The organism is Pseudomonas sp. 9_2_1 (genome assembly GCF_059295275.1).
Genome location: NZ_CM181239.1, coordinates 1,306,119 through 1,322,972, shown reverse-complemented (window position 1 = coordinate 1,322,972; position 16,854 = coordinate 1,306,119). Strand labels below are relative to the sequence as shown.

Sequence of the window (16,854 nt, the reverse complement as noted above, 5' to 3'; positions counted from 1 at the left end):
GCCGGCACGGGCAATGCACCATGATCAGGCTACCGCCAATTCCACCCACTCACCCTTCAACCGCACCGGCCACACCCGCAACCGCTGGCCCCCATCATCCAGGCATGCCCCGCTCTGCAAGCTGAAGCGCTGCTTGTACAACGGCGCGGCCACAACCAGTTCCCCTTGCACGCTACCGACCAGCCCGCGGCCGATGATGTTGGCGCCGGAGCGTGGGTCGCGGTTGTCCACCGCGTACAGGGTTTGGGCTTGCCCAGGAAGATAGAACAGCGCGACCTGGGCACCGTCGAGCCACACCACCACGCCAGAATCGGCCACCAGGTCTTGCGCCCGGCATACCGCCTGCCAGTTTTCGCGGGTTTTCACAGCAGCATTGGACAGATTCATCAGACAGCCTCCTCGACAGTAGGGATCAGGTGCAACGGCGCCGCCGGTCGGCGTTGTTCACGTTCGCGCACGAAATGTACGTCCGGGTCGGCGCGATGGTCGTTGACGAAGGTGCGGAAGCGCTTGAGCTTTTCCGGGTCGTTGAGGGCGTTGGCCCATTCGCATTCATACTGCTCGACCACATGCTGCATCTGCGCCTCCAGCTCGTGGGCCAGGCCCAGGCTGTCGTCGAGGACCACCTGCTTCAGGTAGTCCAGCCCGCCCTCCAGGTTCTCGCGCCACACCGACGTGCGCTGCAGCTTGTCGGCGGTGCGGATGTAGAACATCAGCACGCGGTCGATCAACCGCACCAGGGTCTCGTCGTCGAGGTCGGTAGCGAACAGTTCGGCATGCCGCGGGCGCATGCCGCCATTGCCACACACGTAGAGGTTCCAGCCCTTGTCGGTGGCGATCACGCCGATGTCCTTGCTCTGCGCCTCGGCACATTCGCGGGTGCAGCCAGATACCGCGAACTTGAGCTTGTGCGGGCTGCGCAGGCCCTTGTAGCGGTCTTCCAGGCGCAGGGCCATGGCGACGCTGTCCTGCACGCCGTAGCGGCACCAAGTGCTGCCCACGCACGACTTCACCGTGCGGGTCGACTTGCCATAAGCGTGGCCGGTCTCGAAACCGGCTTCGATCAGCTCGCCCCAGATCAGCGGCAACTCGTGCAACTGGGCGCCGAACAGGTCGATGCGCTGGCCGCCGGTGATCTTGGTGTACAGGTCGTACTTTTTCGCCACCTGGCCGATGACGATGAGCTTGTCGGGGGTGATTTCACCTCCCGGAATACGCGGCACCACCGAGTAGGTGCCGTTCTTCTGCATGTTGGCCATGAAGGTGTCGTTGGTGTCCTGCAGCGGCACCAGCGCCGGGTCCATGATCGGCTGGTTCCAGCACGAGGCGAGGATGTTGCCCGCTGCCGGCTTGCAGATGTCACAGCCGGTGTGGCCTTTGCCATGGCGTTCGAGCAGTTGGTTGAAGGTACGGACTCCCTCCACCCGCACCAGGCCATACAGCTCCTGACGGGTGTAGGCGAAGTGCTCGCACAGGCTCTTGTCCACCGACACGCCACGGGCAGTCAGCTCGTGTTCGAAGACTTGCTTGAGCAGGGCCGCGCAACCCCCGCAGCCGGTCGCGGCCTTGGTGCAGCCCTTGACCGCAGCGAGGTCGCTGCAACCGCTGTCGATGGCGGCGCACACCGCGGCCTTGCTGACGTTGTGGCAGGAGCAGATGGTCGCGCTGTCGGGCAACGCATCGGCGCCCAGGGCCGGCGCGCCACCGCCTTGCGGCAGGATCAACGCTGCCGGGTCGGCCGGCAGGGCGATAGCGTTCTGGGCGTACTGCAGCAGGGTGTCGTAGTAACTGTTGTCGCCGACCAGCACCGCACCCAGTACCCGCTTGCCGCTGGCATCCACCACCAGCCGCCGATAGGCGCTGTTGGCTTCGTCGATGAAGCGGTAGCTGCGTGCGCCCGGCGTGGCGCCGTGGGCGTCGCCGATCGAGCCGACATCCACGCCCAGCAGCTTGAGCTTGGTCGACATATCGGCACCGCTGAATGCCACCGCCGCCTCATCCATCAGCAACGCTGCCAGGTTGCGCGCCATGCTGTAGCCCGGGGCGACCAGGCCGAACACGCTGCCGTTCCACGAGGCGCACTCGCCAATGGCGAAGATGCGCGGGTCGCTGCTGCGGCAGTGGTCGTCGATTACCACGCCGCCCCGCGCGGCGATGTCCAGGCCGCAGGCACGGCCCAGGGCATCTTGCGGGCGAATGCCGGCGGAAAACACGATCAGGTCGGTTTCCAGGTGCTCGCCGCCATCGAAGTTCATGCGATAGCGGTAGGCCTCACCGGCACTGATCGACTGGGTGGCGCGTGACAGGTGCACACCCACGCCCAGCGCTTCGATCTGCGCCTTGAGCGCGGCACCGCCTTCGCCGTCCAGTTGCACCGGCATCAGCCGGGGCGCGAACTCCACCACATGGGCTTCCAGGCCCAGCGACTTCAGGGCGTTGGCGGCCTCCAGGCCAAGCAGGCCACCACCGACCACCACGCCACGGCGGGCATCGGCGGCAGCAGCGCGAATGGCATCAAGGTCGTCAAGGCTGCGGTAGACCAGGCGGGCATGGCCGCTGGAGCCTTCGATCGGCGGTACGAAGGGGTATGAACCAGTGGCCAGCACCAGGTGGTCGTAGCCGTAACGGCCCTCGCTGGTGATCACCTCGCAACGCTCGCGGTCGATTTCCAGCACGGCTTCGCTCAGGTGCAGGTGAACGCCGTTAGTGTTGTAGAAATCGTGCTCGCACAGGGCCAGGGTTTCGGCACAGCTGCCAGCAAAGTACTCGGACAGGTGCACGCGGTCGTAGGCGCGCTGGCGTTCTTCACCAAACACCCGCACCTCGAAGCGCTGCAGGGCGCCACGGCTGACCAGTTGCTCGACGCAATGGTGGCCGACCATGCCGTTGCCGACGATGACCAGTCGCTGTTGTTGCGCGCTGCTCGCTGTTGCCTTCATAAGCCGATCCTCGATCAAAAAAAAAGCGCCTGGAGCCGAAGCTCCAGGCGCCTTTGCCTGTATTCATCACGGTGTGCCCCCGGGTTGATCGCCGTTGATCAGCGGGGCTTGTTGTAGTGGAGATAAAGCAGGGACTGTGCCAATTGCCTTGCCTGAGCCGGCCTCTTCGCGGGTGCCCCCCTCCCACGGGGGCTCCACAGGGTCTCAGGCTTGCACAGTACCTGTGGGAGCGGGCTCACCCGCGAAGAGGCCGGCACAGGCATGCACATTCACAGTGCACATCACCCCATCCCGGTGCACTCAGTACACATCCCGCCGATAACGCCTGGCCTTGCTCAAACCTTCGACATAGGCAGCCGCCTGCGCCGCATCCATCCCGCCATGCTCGGCCACCACGGCACGCAATGCCGCATCCACATCCTTGGCCATGCGCTGGGCATCACCACACACATAGAAGTACGCCCCCGCCTGCAGCCAGCGCCACAACTCGGCGCCCTGCTCCAGCATGCGCTGCTGCACATAGACCTTCTGCGCCTGGTCCCGCGAGAACGCCGTGTCCAGGCGCAGGTGGCCGGCTGCCTGCCAGGCTTGCAGCTGGTCCTGGTAATAGAAATCGGTAGCCGCGTACTGCTCGCCGAAGAACAGCCAGTTGCCGCCGTTTGCCCCACGGGCCTGACGCTCTTCGAGAAAGGCGCGAAATGGCGCGATGCCAGTGCCAGGGCCGACCATGATCACTGGCAGGCTATCGTCCTCAGGCAGACGGAAGTGCTTCGACACCTGGGGGAAGATCGCCACCCGCAACGCCTGCACACGGTCGGCGAGAAAGCTCGAGCACACCCCTTTGCGCTCGCCATAACGAACCGTCGACACGGTCAGGTGTACCTGGCCCGGGTGCGCCAGCGGGCTGGAGCTGATCGAGTACAGGCGTGGCTGCAACGGCTTGAGCAGCGCCAGCCAGCTGGCCAGCGGCAGCTGCTGGGGGAAAGCGCGCAGTACATCGACCAGTTGCCGGCCCCACAGCCAGTCCTGCAATTCGCTTTTGCACGCGGGCTGCAGCAGGCGCTGCAGATCGGGCGCATTGACGGCAAAGGCCTGCAGTTGCTGCGCAGTGACCTTGGCGATTTCCAGATGCGTTTGCAGGGCTTCGGCCAGAGGCATGGCAGGCTTACCGTTGAGCTCGACCAAGACCTGGCCGTCAAGCTGCATCAGCGCCAGCAGTTCGTCGACCAGGGCCGGGCAGTTACGCGGCCACACCCCCAAGGCATCACCGGCCGCATAGCTGAAGCCGCTGCCACTGAGGTCGAAGACCAGCTGGCGGGTTTCCTTGCTGGCGCCTGGGCCATTGAGCAGGCGGTTTTCCAGCACGCTGGCGACCCACGGCTGCTGCTTGCTGTAGGTGGCCACAGTGGCCGGTTCACTGAGCGCTTGCGCTGTGCTTGCACGCCCCAGCGTGGGCAGCAGGGCCTCGAGCCAGTCGGCGAAGGTGTCGTCGAAGTCCGGCTCGCAGTCCACCCGTTGCAACAGGCGCCGCCCACCCAGCTCGGCCAGGCGCTGGTCGAGCTTGCGGCCAAAGCCGCAGAACTGGTCGTAGCTGGAGTCGCCCAGGGCCAGCACGGCATAGGGCAACTCGGCGCAGTGGGCGCCTTCCTCGCCCTGCAAGGCCTGCCAGAAAGCCGCCGCGCTGTCGGGCGCCTCGCCATCGCCAAAGGTGCTGGCGATCAACACCACACTGGGCACCCCCTGCAGCTGGCTCGGGCTGACCGCCTCCATGCAGCTGAGCTGCACGTCCAGGCCGGCTGCGCGCAGGCGCTCGGCACAGCGTTCGGCCAGCAGCTCGCCATTGCCGGTCTGCGAGGCCCACAGCACCTGATGCTTCGGCGCCGCCTGCAGCGCAACGGGCAGGGCCGCTGGCTGGGCAAACAGCCCGGCGAGCAGGCCGTCGACGAACAACCGGCGGTTGGCAGCCAGCGGCGCAGTGGCCGGCAGGCTGGGCACGCCTTCGGCGCGCGACTGATCCAGGCCCAGCAAAAAGCCTTGCAGGTAATGGCGCTCTTCCTCGGCCAGCACCGGGGCCGGCAGTTGGTCCAGGCCAAGCAGGCGGGACAGGGTGGCGGTCGGCATGCGGGCTGGCTCCGGAATGGCAGTGTTCAGGTCAAGGGCTTCGATACGCTCACCGGCGACCCGCTCAAGGGCCACGGCGCAGTGTTTGAGGGCGGGCTGCAACGACAGCGGGTCGACCGCATCGCAGGTGACGGCATTGATCGCGAGTTGCTCGCCGAGCAGGTCGTTCCAGTGGAACGGCGCAAAACAGTTACCCGGCATCACCCGATCACTGATGCGCACCGGCAGCACGGCTTGGCCACGCCGCGAGCGAATGGCCAGCTGGTCCTTGTCGGCGATGCCCAGGCGGGCGGCGTCGTCAGGGTGAATTTGGACGAAAGGCCCGGGCTCCAGCTTGTTCAGCGCCGGCACCTTGCCGGTCTTGGTCAGGGTGTGCCACTGGTGCTGCACGCGGCCGGTATTCAGCACCATGGGGTAGTCGGCATCCGGCAGCTCCGGCGCCGGCAGCCATGGCCGGGCGAAGAAGCGGGCCTTGCCGCTGGCGGTCGGAAAGGCCAGCGCCGGCCGTTGGCCCTCGGCGTCGTGCAGCATCGCCTGGCTGCTGCCGTCGTTGATATAGCGCAGCGGGCTGCGCTCAGCTTCACGCCCGGGGGCGCTGGGCCACTGACGCGGCTGTTGGCGGAGGTCGGCATAGCCGATACCGCGCAGGTCGTAGCCGGTTGCGGGATTGTGGAAACGGCGGATTTCCTCGTAAACCGCTTCGGCATCGGGGTAGTCGAAGGCCTCGGCATAGCCCATGGCGCAGGCGACGCGGGCGATGATCTGCCAGTCCGGCAGGCTCTGCCCGGGCGGCTCGACGGCGCGTGGCATCAGGGTCAGGTTGCGCTCGCTGTTGATCATCACGCCCTCGCCTTCTGCCCACAGCGCGGCCGGCAGCAGGATGTCGGCGTAACGGTTGGTTTCGGTGTCGAGGAAGGCATCCTGGGTAATGACCAGCTCGGCCTGGCGCAGGCCGTCGATGACCTGCTGACGGTTGGCGACGCTGGCCACCGGGTTGCTGCAGATGATCCAGCAGGCTTTCACTTCAGCCGTTTTCAGCTGTTCGAACAGCGCCACCGTGCCCTCGCCGCCCTCGCTGCGCAGGCTGCCGGGTGCCAACTGCCATTGCTGTTCGACGAAGGCGCGGTCGGCGGCCACCAGCGCCGAGCGCTGGCCTGGCAGGCCTGGGCCCATGTAGCCCATCTCGCGGCCGCCCATGGCATTGGGCTGGCCGGTCAGCGAGAACGGCCCGCTGCCGGGGCGGCAGATCGCGCCCGTGGCCAGGTGCAGGTTGCAGATAGCGTTGCTGTGCCAGGTGCCGTGAACGCTCTGGTTCAGGCCCATGGTCCAGCAGCTCATCCAGTTGTTGGCGCCACCGATCCATTCGGCGGCCTGGATGATGTCGGCCTCGGTCAGCCCGGTGATGGCGGCCACGCGCTCGGGGGTGTAGTCGTCGAGAAAGGCCGGCAGTTGGTCCCAGCCCTCGGTGTGGCGGGCGATGAAGTCGGGGTCGGTATGGCCATTGCGCTGCAGCAGGTACAGCAGGCCGTTGAGCAAGGCCATGTCGCTGCCGGGGCGCACCTGCAGGAACAGGTCGGCCTTGTCGGCGGTGGCACTGCGCCGTGGGTCGACCACGATCAGCTTCGCCCCGGCCTTGACCCGATCGAGCAGGCGCAGGAACAGGATCGGGTGGCAGTCGGCCATGTTGGCACCGATCACCAGGAACACATCGGCGTGCTCGAAGTCCTGATAGCTGCCGGGCGGGCCGTCGGCACCGAGCGACAGTTTGTAGCCGCTGCCCGCACTGGCCATGCACAGGCGCGAGTTGGACTCGATATGGCGGGTGCGGATAAATCCCTTGGCCAGTTTGTTGGCCAGGTACTGGGCCTCCAGCGACATCTGCCCGGACACGTACAGCGCCACTGCATCGGCGCCGTGCTGGTCGATGATGCCGCGCAGGCGTGCAGCGGTGGCGGCGATAGCCTGGTCCATGCCGGTGCGTATCGGCTGCTGGCTGCGTTGCTGGCGCACATAGGCGTCCGCCATGCGCCCGGCGGCGCTCAGCGGCACATGCGCGGTAAGGCCTTTGGTGCACAGGCGGCCGAAATTGCTGGGGTGCAGTTTGTCGCCGCTGATCTTGCCGACCTTGCCGTCGGCAACGCTCATGACGATGCCGCAACCGACGCCGCAATAGGGGCAGACGCTGCGTACTTCGCTATTGGCCATGGGCGGGCTCCTGTTCCGGGCGTGCAAAAAAGGCGCCGGTTGCCCCCGCCTTGCCTGGCAAGCGGGGACAACACGGCGCCTTTGTCGTGAAATGTTGTGGGCAGTCGACGTTGATAGCCCTGGATGCAGGTTGATCAGCAAATTACGGGCCAGCTGTGCCGGCCCTTTCGCGGGTGAATCGGATCGCCGCACCGCCGCTCCCACAGGGTTGACGCAAGGCCTGAGGGCGGTGATGTGCCTGTGGGAGCGAGTTCACCCGCGAAAGGGCCGGCCCAGGCAATGCACCAAGCGGTGGCAGCCTCGCACTCCCTGGCGCTATGCTGGGTCAATTTCCAGCATGAGCGCCTGCCCTCCCCCCATGTCCAAAGTGATTCTCAAGACCCCTGCCCAACTCGACCTGATGCGCCGCGCCGGCCAGCTGCTGGCCCAGGTGTTCGCCGAACTCGACGGTTTCATCCGCCCTGGTGTTACGACGATGCAAATCAATGACCGCGCTGAAGCGTTCATCGTCGACACGCTCAAGGCACGCCCGGCGAGCAAGGGCCAGTACGGGTTCCCCTACTCGCTCAATACCTCGGTGGACCACGTCGTCTGTCATGGCATCCCCAAGGCGGATGAAGTGCTGAAGGACGGCTCGATCATCAACGTCGACATCACCCTGGAACAGGGTGGCTACATCGCCGACTCATCGAAGATGTACTGTATCGGGCACATCAGCGATGAAGCGCAGCGGCTGGTCGACACCACCTACGACGCGTTGTGGAAAGGCATCGAACAGGTGCGCCCGGGGGCGACGCTCGGTGATATCGGCCATGCCGTGCAGCGCCATGCCGAAGCAGCGGGCTACAGCGTGGTGCGCGAATACTGCGGGCATGGCATTGGCCAGCAGATGCACGAAGGGCCGGAGGTGCTGCACATCGGCCAGCGCGGGATGGGCATGAAGCTCACGCCGGGCATGGTGTTCACCATCGAGCCGATGATCAATCAGGGCAGCCGCGGGACACGGACGTTGAAGGATGGCTGGACGGTGATTACCCGCGACAACAGCTTGTCGGCGCAGTGGGAGCATACCGTGGCGGTGACCGAGGATGGTTTTGAGGTGCTGACCTTGCGGGAAGAAGAGCGCCGTCGCTGACGGTGCTGCATTCCATGCGTTCAGTAACAAAAAAAGCGACCCTAAGGTCGCTTTCTTTGTTACTTCCGGGTGTTCAGTGGGCCCTGGAAGTGGAATATGGCGCAGCGGACGGGACTCGAACCCGCGACCCCCGGCGTGACAGGCCGGTATTCTAACCGACTGAACTACCGCTGCGCTATACATCGAGTGGTGGGTGATGACGGGATCGAACCGCCGACCCTCTGCTTGTAAGGCAGATGCTCTCCCGGCTGAGCTAATCACCCATGTCTCTCGGTGTGGCGCGCATTCTACGGGCGACTTTCCGCTCTGGCAAGCACTTATCGAAGTTTTTTCAAATATCGTACAAATGCCAAAATTCGCCCACAAAAAAAGCGACCCTAGGGTCGCTTTCTTTGTTACTTCCGGGTGTTCAGTGGGCCCTGGAAGTGGAATATGGCGCAGCGGACGGGACTCGAACCCGCGACCCCCGGCGTGACAGGCCGGTATTCTAACCGACTGAACTACCGCTGCGCTATACATCGAGTGGTGGGTGATGACGGGATCGAACCGCCGACCCTCTGCTTGTAAGGCAGATGCTCTCCCGGCTGAGCTAATCACCCTTCGTCTCGGTGTGGCGCGCATTCTACGGACGCACCTGTACCCTGGCAAGCACTTTTTAAACTTTTTTCAAAAAAAACCTCAGGCCTTTCAAAGACCTAGCGCTGCGGTGCAGTTGTTTTACCGATAAGCCACTGCTGGCCCTGTGACAGGGCTGGTCTCAGAGCAGCGCTCGGAGAATAATGCCCGCCTTATGCATTAAGGAGAGATTGCCCCTCATGTGGTTCAAGAACCTGCTGACCTACCGCCTGACCCAGGATGTCCCGTTCGAGGCTGAAGCGCTGGAAGCCGCCCTGGCCAGCAAGCCGGCCCGCCCCTGCGCCAGCCAGGAGCTGACCACCTATGGTTTCGTCGCGCCGTTCGGCAAAGGCGAAGACGCTCCCCTGGTGCATGTCAGCGGCGAGTACCTGCTGATCGCCGCGCGCAAGGAAGAACGCATCCTGCCGAGCAGCGTTGTCAACGACGCGGTCAAGGAAAAGGTCGAAGAGATCGAGACCGAGCAAATGCGCAAGGTCTATAAAAAGGAGCGTGACCAGATCAAGGACGAGATCATCCAGGCGTTCCTGCCGCGCGCGTTCATCCGCCGCTCGATGATCTTCGCCGCAATTGCCCCGCGCCTGGGCGTGATCCTGGTCAACTCGGCCAGCGCCAAGCGTGCCGAAGACCTGCTGTCGACACTGCGTGAAGTGATGGGCTCGCTGCCGGTGCGCCCGGCGACAGTGAAAATTGCACCGGCTGCCACCATGACCGACTGGGTCAAGTCGCAGCAGGCCGCCGAAGGCTTCTATGTGCTGGACGAATGCGAGCTGCGCGACACCGCCGAAGACGGCGGCATCGTGCGCTGCAAGCGCCAGGATCTGACCAGCGAGGAAATCCAGCTGCACCTGAGCACCGGCAAGGTGGTGACCCAGTTGGCCCTGGCCTGGCAGGACAAGCTGTCGTTCGTCCTGGACGACAAGATGGTGATCAAGCGCCTGAAGTTCGAGGAGCTGCTGCAAGAGCAGGCCGAGCAGGACGGCGGTGACGAGGCGGCCCAGCAGTTCGATGCCAGCTTCCAGCTGATGATGATGACCTTTGCCGAGTTCCTGCCGGTGCTGTTCGAGGCACTGGGTGGTGAAGAGATTCCGCAAGGGGTCTGATGTGTCTTGAAATGCCAGTGCAGGCCTGAAAGCCATTTTTGTCTGCACCGGCCCTATCGCCGGCAAGCCAGCGCCCACAGGTACGCCACAGTTTTCAGAATCTGTCGCCTACCTGTGGGAGCTGGCTTGTCGGCGACAGGGCCGTGGAATTTCACAAAGCAATAAATAGAAAAGGAATTGCCCCCCATGCGCGCCCTCGCCGCCCTCAGCCGCTTCGTCGGCAACACCTTCGCCCTGTGGGTGCTGGTGTTCGCCGCGCTGGCCTTCCTGCAACCGCAATGGTTCATCGCCCTCAAGGTGGCCATCGTGCCGCTGCTGGGGCTGGTGATGTTCGGCATGGGCCTCACCCTCAAGCTCGACGACTTCGCCGCCCTCGCCCGCCAGCCCTGGCGGGTAATGCTGGGTGTGGTCGCACACTTCGTGATCATGCCGGGCATGGCCTGGCTGCTGTGCCAGCTGTTCCACCTGCCGGCGGAAATCGCCGTAGGCGTGATCCTGGTCGGCTGCTGCCCAAGCGGCACGGCGTCGAATGTGATGGTGTGGCTGTCCAAGGGCGACCTGGCGCTGGCCGTGGCGATCGCTGCAGTCACCACCCTGCTCGCCCCGCTGCTGACCCCGGCGCTGATCTGGTTCCTGGCCTCGGCCTGGTTGCCGGTGTCCTTCATGGACATGTTCTGGTCGATCCTGCAGCTGGTGATGCTGCCCATCGTGCTCGGCGTGCTGGCCCAGCGTTTGCTCGGTGCCCGGGTGCAGGCAGCGGTACAGGTGCTGCCGCTGGTATCGGTGGTGAGCATCGTGATGATCGTGTGCGCGGTGGTAGCAGCCAGCCAGGCGAAGATAGCCGAGTCGGGGCTGCTGATCATGGCGGTGGTGATGCTGCACAACAGCTTCGGTTATCTGCTCGGGTACCTGACCGGCAAGGTGTGCAAGCTGCCTCTGGCCCAGCGCAAATCGCTGGCGCTGGAGGTGGGCATGCAGAACTCCGGGCTGGGCGCAGCATTGGCTGCGGCGCACTTCTCGCCGCTGGCGGCCGTGCCCAGTGCTTTGTTCAGCGTCTGGCACAATATTTCCGGGGCGCTGCTTTCGACCTGGTTTCGGCGGATGGATGAGCCTGAGACCGAGGCTGAAGGGATCGAACCGGCCAAGCATTGATGTATGCCTATGCGGGCCTCTTCGCGGGTGAACCCGCTCCCACAGGGCCGCACAGCCATCAGGCCTTGTGGGAGCGGGTTCACCCGCGAAGAGGCCCGTACAGGCTTGCCCTGAGACCCGCAGGTGTGCACCATGGTGCTCACTGTGAGGACGACCTCGCGACGCACCGCGTGACCATTCCGGGGACGGCCCCATCATTTGCAACGATGGAGACGCACCATGTCCTGGATCATCCTGTTCTTCGCCGGCCTGTTCGAGGTCGGCTGGGCCGTCGGCCTGAAATACACCGACGGTTTCAGCAAGCCACTGCCCACCGTACTCACCGTCGCCGCCATGGCTGTCAGCCTGGGCCTGCTGGGCCTGGCCATGAAAGAGCTGCCGCTGGGCACTGCCTATGCCATCTGGACCGGCGTTGGCGCGGTTGGCACGGTAATCGCCGGCATCATCCTGTTTGGCGAGTCGATGGCCCTGATACGGCTGGCCAGCGTGGCGCTGATCATCATCGGCCTGGTAGGCCTGAAAGTCAGCGCCAGCTGACCCCCTCCCCTAGCGCAGGTCACCTCGCAAACGGCTGACCTGCTCGCGCAACACGTCGGGCTGCGCCGCCTCCACCGGGATCGCGGCGCCGGCCACGATGGTCACCCGCGACCACAGCCGCTTGAAAAAGCCCTTGGCCGGGTCGCGGCTGAAGAAGCTGCCCCACAAACCCTGTAACGCCAGCGGAATCACCGGCACCGGGGTTTCTTCGAGGATGCGGTTGACGCCGCCCTTGAACACGTCGATCTCGCCATCACCGGTCAGCTTGCCCTCGGGGAAGATGCACACCAGTTCACCATCGGCCAGGTACTCGGCAATACGCGCAAACGCCCGCTCGTAGATGGTCGGGTCTTCGTTGCGCCCGGCAATCGGAATGGCGCCTGCGGTGCGAAAGACGAAGTTGAGCACCGGCAGGTTGTAGATCTTGTAGTACATCACGAAGCGGATCGGCCGGCGGATTGCCCCGCCCAGCAGCAGTGCATCGACGAACGACACATGGTTGCACACCAGCAACGCTGCGCCCTGGTCGGGGATGCGCTCGAGGTCACGGTGCTGCACGCGGTACATCGAATGGCTGAGCAGCCAGATCAGGAAGCGCATGGTGAACTCGGGCACGATCCTGAAGATATAGGCGTTAACCGCGATATTGAGCAGCGACACCACCAGGAACAGCTGCGGAATACTCAGCTCGGCCACGCCCAGCAGCACGATGGTGAGCAGCGCCGACACCACCATGAACAGGGCATTGAGGATATTGTTGGCGGCGATCACCCGCGCGCGCTGGTCTTCGGCAGTGCGCGCCTGGATCAGCGCGTACAGCGGCACGATATAGAAACCGCCGAACACACCAAGGCCAACGATGGAAAGCAGAATCCACCAGGCCTCGCGCATGCCCAGCAGCGCCAGCCAGTCATGCGGCGTCGCTGCCGCCGGCACATCGCCGGAATGCCACCACCACAGCAGGCCGAACAGGGTCAGGCCGAACGAGCCGAACGGTACCAGGCCGATTTCCACCTTGCGCCCACTAAGCCGTTCGCACAGCAGCGAGCCCAGCGCGATGCCCACCGAAAACAGTGTCAGCACCAGGGTCACGACCGTACCGTCACCGTGCAGCCAGTCCTTGGCGTAGGCCGGGATCTGCGTGAGGTAGATGGCGCCGACGAACCAGAACCACGAGTTGCCGACAATCGAGCGCGACACCGCTGCCGGCTGGCCCAGACCCATGCGCAGGATCGCCCACGACTGTTTGAAGATATTCCAGTCCAGGGCCATTTCCGGCGCGGCGGCAGCCGCCCGCGGGATCCAGCGGCTGGCCAGGTAGCCGAGCACTGCCGTGCCGACCACGCCACCAGCCACCACCGTGGCATAGCTATCGGCCGACATCATCACCCCGGCGCCGATGGTGCCGGCGAGGATGGCCAGGAAGGTGCCGGTTTCCACCAGCCCATTGCCACCGACCAGTTCCTCTTCACGCAGGGCCTGCGGCAGGATCGAATACTTCACCGGGCCGAACAGCGCCGAGTGGGTGCCCATGCCGAACAGCGCCACCAGCATCAGCGCCAGGTGGTTGGTGATGAACCCCAGCGCACCGACCGACATGATCACGATCTCGGCCAGCTTGATGAAGCGGATCAACGCATCCTTGGCGAACTTTTCCCCAAACTGCCCACCCAGCGCCGAGAACAGGAAGAACGGCAGGATGAAGAGCAAGGCGCACAGGTTGACCCAGATCGAACGGTCACCGTCGCCCAGGCTGAGCTTGAACAGGATCGCCAGGATCAGAGACTGCTTGAACAGGTTGTCGTTGAAGGCACCCAGTGACTGGGTGATGAAGAACGGCAGGAAGCGCCGTTTGCCGAGCAAGGTGAATTGCGAGGAGTGACTCATCGTCCTTGGTCCTGGGTTCGGCCAGAAGGGCCCGTTGCCTTATTAGAATGCGCATGACGCTGCAAAGCCACATCGCAGATGTCAACTGACAGTAATGACAGTAGCGAGTTACGCGCCCAGGCATCAATGTCCAGGCTATGTGTTCTGCCGGAAACCTGGATGAACAAGCGTATCGGTCTGATCAAGGTTTTGCGCAAAAGGCCTGTGGCAACCCTCTGGCTTGCGGCCTTGCTCGCCGCCTACCCCGCCAGCGGGCACTCCATGAGCGCCGACAAGGACGCGTTGCTGGATGCGCTGCTCAGGCAAATGACCGTGCAGGAGAAAATCGGCCAGCTACGCATGCAGCATGCACGCGCTGCGCCGCCCTCCAGCACGGAGCTCGATGCGGTTGCCCGGGGTGAAGTGGGGGCGATGTTCACCGAACCCGGCATAACCCCTGCGCAGATCCGCGCCCTTCAGCAGGCGGCCACCCAGCGCAGCCGGCTGCGCATCCCGCTGTTCTTTGCTGGCGATGTGGTGCACGGGCAGCGCACGATCTTTCCGATCAACCTTGGCCAGGCTTCAAGCTGGGACCTCGACGCAATCGCCAGCGCTGCCCGGGTGGCCGCCATCGAAGGTTCCGCCGATGGCCTGGACATGACATTCGCCCCCGTGCTGGATATCAGTCGCGATCCGCGCTGGGGCAGGATGTCGGAGGGCTACGGCGAAGATACCTACCTTGCCGCACGCATCGCCCAGGTAGTGATCCGCGCACTGCAGGGGCCGACACTGGGGGCCAGCAACAGCTTGATGGCCTGCGTAAAGCATTTCGCCGGCTATGGCGCAGTCGAGGGTGGCCGCGACTACAACACCACGGACATGAGCGAGCGACGCCTGGCCGAAGACCACCTGCCGCCCTTCAAGGCGGCGGTGGACGCCGGGGCTGGCGCTGTAATGACCGCGTTGACCAGCCTCAACGGCGTGCCGGCAACTGCCAACCGCTGGCTGCTGCAGGACGTGCTTCGTCGGCAGTGGCAGTTCAACGGGCTGGTCATCAGTGATCACGGTGCGGTGGCGGAGCTGACCGACCATGGAATTGCCGAGGACGGCCAGGGTGCGGCGGAAGCGGCGTTCACCGCCGGCACACAGATGAGCATGAGTGACCGCTACTTCGCCCGGTACTTGCCGAGCCTGATCAAGCAAGGGCTGGCAAGTGAGCAACAACTCGATGCCGCGGTGCGCCAGGTGCTCGAGACCTGGTTCAGTGGAACCGAAGGTGGCAATGCCATCGCCGACGTGCTGTTTGGCGATTACAACCCCTCTGGCAAGCTGCCGGTGACCTTCCCGCGCAGCGCGGGCCAGATTCCGATGTACTACAACCATCTCAATACCGGTCGGCCGTTCGATCCGGCAACGCCATCTGCTTATCGATCACGCTACTACGACATCGACGATACGCCGCTTTACCCCTTCGGTTTCGGCTTGAGCTACACCCGATTCAGTGTCTCGCCACCCCGTTTGTCGAGCGCCCGATTGCGATCGGGGCAGGATTGGCGTGTCGCGGCCACTGTTTGTAACGAAGGGACCCGCAGCGGTGAAACAGTCGTGCAATTGTATGTGCGTGACCGTAGCGCCTCTGTGAGCCGGCCGGTAAAACAGCTGATAGGGTTCGAAAAGCTGCTGCTCGAACCCGGCCAGACTCGAGAGGTGGTTCTTGAAATACCCCAGTCTGCACTCGGCTTCATGGACCGCGACTTGCGCCATGTCGTTGAGCCCGGCTGGTTCGACGTGATGGTGGGCCTGGACTCGCAGGCGCTGGAAAAGGCCAGTTTTCAGACAATGCCCTGAGGGTTACCCGGCGATGGGCTGCACAGCGCCCATCATGTGGCATATGCTCCGACCAGGCTGTTCCACAACAAGGACGTGGCAATGTTCGCCGCCATAAGACGCTACCCGCACACCGTGCGCCTGCTGCTCACCACCACCTTCACCCTGACCGTCGCCCGCGCCCTCACCCTGCCTTACCTGGTGGTGTACCTGGCCGACAACTTCCAGCTGCCGATCAGCCAGATCGGTCTGCTGATCGGTGGCGCGCTGATCATTGCCTCGCTGTTGAGCCTGTACGGCGGCCACCTGGTGGATACCTTGCGCAACCACACGCTGGTCAGCGTCAGCACCCTGCTGTTTGCCCTGGCCTTTGTCGGCGCCGTCGCCAGCCGCTCGGCACTGCTGTTCTTCCTGTGCCTGGTGCTGATCAACCTGGCCCTGGCGGTGGTGGATATCGCTGCCAAGGCCGGGTTCTGCGCGTTATTGCCGGTGGAAGAGCGGGCCGAAGTGTTCGCCATCAAGTACACCCTGAGCAACGTCGGCTATGCCACAGGCCCGCTGCTGGGCGTAGCCATGCTGGAGTTGCACGACCATATGCCGTTCATCGCCTCCGCCGTGCTCGGCCTGGGCATGTGCCTGGCCTACTGGCGCCTGGGTGATCGCAGCCTGCAGGCCAGTACGGCGGAAAAACCTGCGGCCGGTTTCGGCCAGGTGGCGCTGGGGCTGGCGCGGGACCGCAGGCTGGTGTGCTTTACCCTGGGCGGGGTGCTGAGCGCGGTGGTGTTCGGCCAGTTCACGGCCTACCTGTCGCAGTACCTGGTGGTGACCAGCAGCCCGGCCGAGGCGGCGCGGCTGGTCGGTTACCTGGTGACCACCAACGCGGTCACGGTGATCGCCCTGCAATACCTCATTGGCCGGCGCATCAGTCGTCAGCGCCTGATGCCCTGGTTGCTGGCCGGGATGGGCCTGTTCATTGCCGGGCTGCTGGGTTTTGCGCTGGCCGGCTCGGTGCTGGCCTGGTGCCTGGCGATGCTGGTGTTCACCCTGGGCGAAATCATCGTGATCCCGGCGGAATACATGTTCATCGACCTGATCGCGCCGGAGCACCTGCGCGGGGTGTATTACGGTGCGCAGAACCTGTCCAACCTTGGCGCGGCACTGGGGCCGGTGATGGTGGGGTTCGCCCTGGTGCACCTGTGGCCGGGGGCGATCTTCTACCTGCTGGTGTTGTCGGTGATACTGGCAGGGGTGTTTTATGGGTTGGGTATCCGTAAAGCATGACAGAGGCTTGCCGGCTCCCCCTGCGACCCGCTGCCACGCGACTATCGTCGGCGCT

10 protein-coding genes and 4 tRNA genes are annotated in these 16,854 nt (G+C 64.4%); 6 read left to right on the top strand and 8 right to left on the bottom strand.

The features are described 5' to 3' along the window. Nucleotides 1-24: 24 nt before the first annotated feature. The 3 genes from nirD to AC5O5I_RS05950 all read right to left on the bottom strand — a co-directional run bounded on the left by nirD (nucleotide 25) and on the right by AC5O5I_RS05950 (nucleotide 7,265). Nucleotides 25-387 (bottom strand): nitrite reductase small subunit NirD, encoded by a 363-nt coding sequence (gene nirD, locus AC5O5I_RS05960; RefSeq protein WP_172228217.1) that lies wholly within the window; start codon nucleotides 385-387, stop codon nucleotides 25-27. After that, nucleotides 387-2,939: a nitrite reductase large subunit NirB gene (nirB, locus tag AC5O5I_RS05955; RefSeq protein ID WP_494512213.1), complete on the bottom strand. Its 2,553-nt coding sequence runs from the start codon at nucleotides 2,937-2,939 to the stop codon at nucleotides 387-389. The genes nirD and nirB overlap by 1 nt, the downstream gene beginning before the upstream one ends. A 300-nt stretch (nucleotides 2,940-3,239) precedes the next feature. Further along, nucleotides 3,240-7,265 carry a bifunctional nitrate reductase/sulfite reductase flavoprotein subunit alpha gene (locus tag AC5O5I_RS05950; protein WP_494512212.1) on the bottom strand — a complete coding sequence of 1,342 codons (4,026 nt, stop codon included), beginning with the start codon at nucleotides 7,263-7,265 and terminating at the stop codon, nucleotides 3,240-3,242. Between the two features lie 337 nt (nucleotides 7,266-7,602). Between AC5O5I_RS05950 and map the strand changes: the two genes are divergently transcribed. After that, on the top strand, nucleotides 7,603-8,400 hold the full coding sequence (gene map, locus AC5O5I_RS05945) for a type I methionyl aminopeptidase (protein WP_172229516.1): 798 nt from the start codon (nucleotides 7,603-7,605) through the stop codon (nucleotides 8,398-8,400). Nucleotides 8,401-8,497: 97 nt separating this feature from the next. On the opposite strand, the gene AC5O5I_RS05940 is transcribed toward map, so the two are convergent. The 4 genes from AC5O5I_RS05940 to AC5O5I_RS05925 all read right to left on the bottom strand — a co-directional run bounded on the left by AC5O5I_RS05940 (nucleotide 8,498) and on the right by AC5O5I_RS05925 (nucleotide 8,999). After that, nucleotides 8,498-8,574, bottom strand: a tRNA-Asp gene (locus AC5O5I_RS05940). Between the two features lie 13 nt (nucleotides 8,575-8,587). Beyond that, nucleotides 8,588-8,663 (bottom strand) — tRNA-Val (locus AC5O5I_RS05935). Nucleotides 8,664-8,833: 170 nt separating this feature from the next. Continuing rightward, a tRNA-Asp gene (locus AC5O5I_RS05930) sits at nucleotides 8,834-8,910 on the bottom strand. Nucleotides 8,911-8,923: 13 nt separating this feature from the next. Beyond that, nucleotides 8,924-8,999 (bottom strand) — tRNA-Val (locus AC5O5I_RS05925). A gap of 216 nt (nucleotides 9,000-9,215) precedes the next feature. Here AC5O5I_RS05925 and rdgC point away from each other — a divergent pair. From rdgC to sugE, 3 genes are all read left to right on the top strand, one after another. Then, nucleotides 9,216-10,136: a recombination-associated protein RdgC gene (gene rdgC / locus AC5O5I_RS05920; RefSeq protein ID WP_172229518.1), complete on the top strand. Its 921-nt coding sequence runs from the start codon at nucleotides 9,216-9,218 to the stop codon at nucleotides 10,134-10,136. A gap of 186 nt (nucleotides 10,137-10,322) precedes the next feature. After that, complete coding sequence (locus AC5O5I_RS05915; protein WP_494512211.1) at nucleotides 10,323-11,288, top strand: bile acid:sodium symporter family protein; 966 nt, start codon at nucleotides 10,323-10,325, stop codon at nucleotides 11,286-11,288. A gap of 219 nt (nucleotides 11,289-11,507) precedes the next feature. Beyond that, a complete protein-coding gene (gene sugE / locus AC5O5I_RS05910; protein ID WP_494512210.1) occupies nucleotides 11,508-11,825 on the top strand; it encodes a quaternary ammonium compound efflux SMR transporter SugE in 318 nt (105 codons plus the stop codon). A gap of 9 nt (nucleotides 11,826-11,834) precedes the next feature. Here sugE and AC5O5I_RS05905 read toward each other — a convergent pair whose 3' ends face one another. Then, nucleotides 11,835-13,712 carry an MFS transporter gene (locus tag AC5O5I_RS05905; RefSeq protein WP_494512209.1) on the bottom strand — a complete coding sequence of 626 codons (1,878 nt, stop codon included), beginning with the start codon at nucleotides 13,710-13,712 and terminating at the stop codon, nucleotides 11,835-11,837. Between the two features lie 159 nt (nucleotides 13,713-13,871). On the opposite strand from AC5O5I_RS05905, the gene AC5O5I_RS05900 reads away from it, so the two are divergent. Beyond that, nucleotides 13,872-15,539 carry a glycoside hydrolase family 3 N-terminal domain-containing protein gene (locus AC5O5I_RS05900; RefSeq protein ID WP_494512208.1) on the top strand — a complete coding sequence of 556 codons (1,668 nt, stop codon included), beginning with the start codon at nucleotides 13,872-13,874 and terminating at the stop codon, nucleotides 15,537-15,539. An 81-nt stretch (nucleotides 15,540-15,620) separates the two neighbouring features. Further along, nucleotides 15,621-16,799: an MFS transporter gene (locus AC5O5I_RS05895; protein WP_494512207.1), complete on the top strand. Its 1,179-nt coding sequence runs from the start codon at nucleotides 15,621-15,623 to the stop codon at nucleotides 16,797-16,799. Nucleotides 16,800-16,854: the final 55 nt, after the last annotated feature.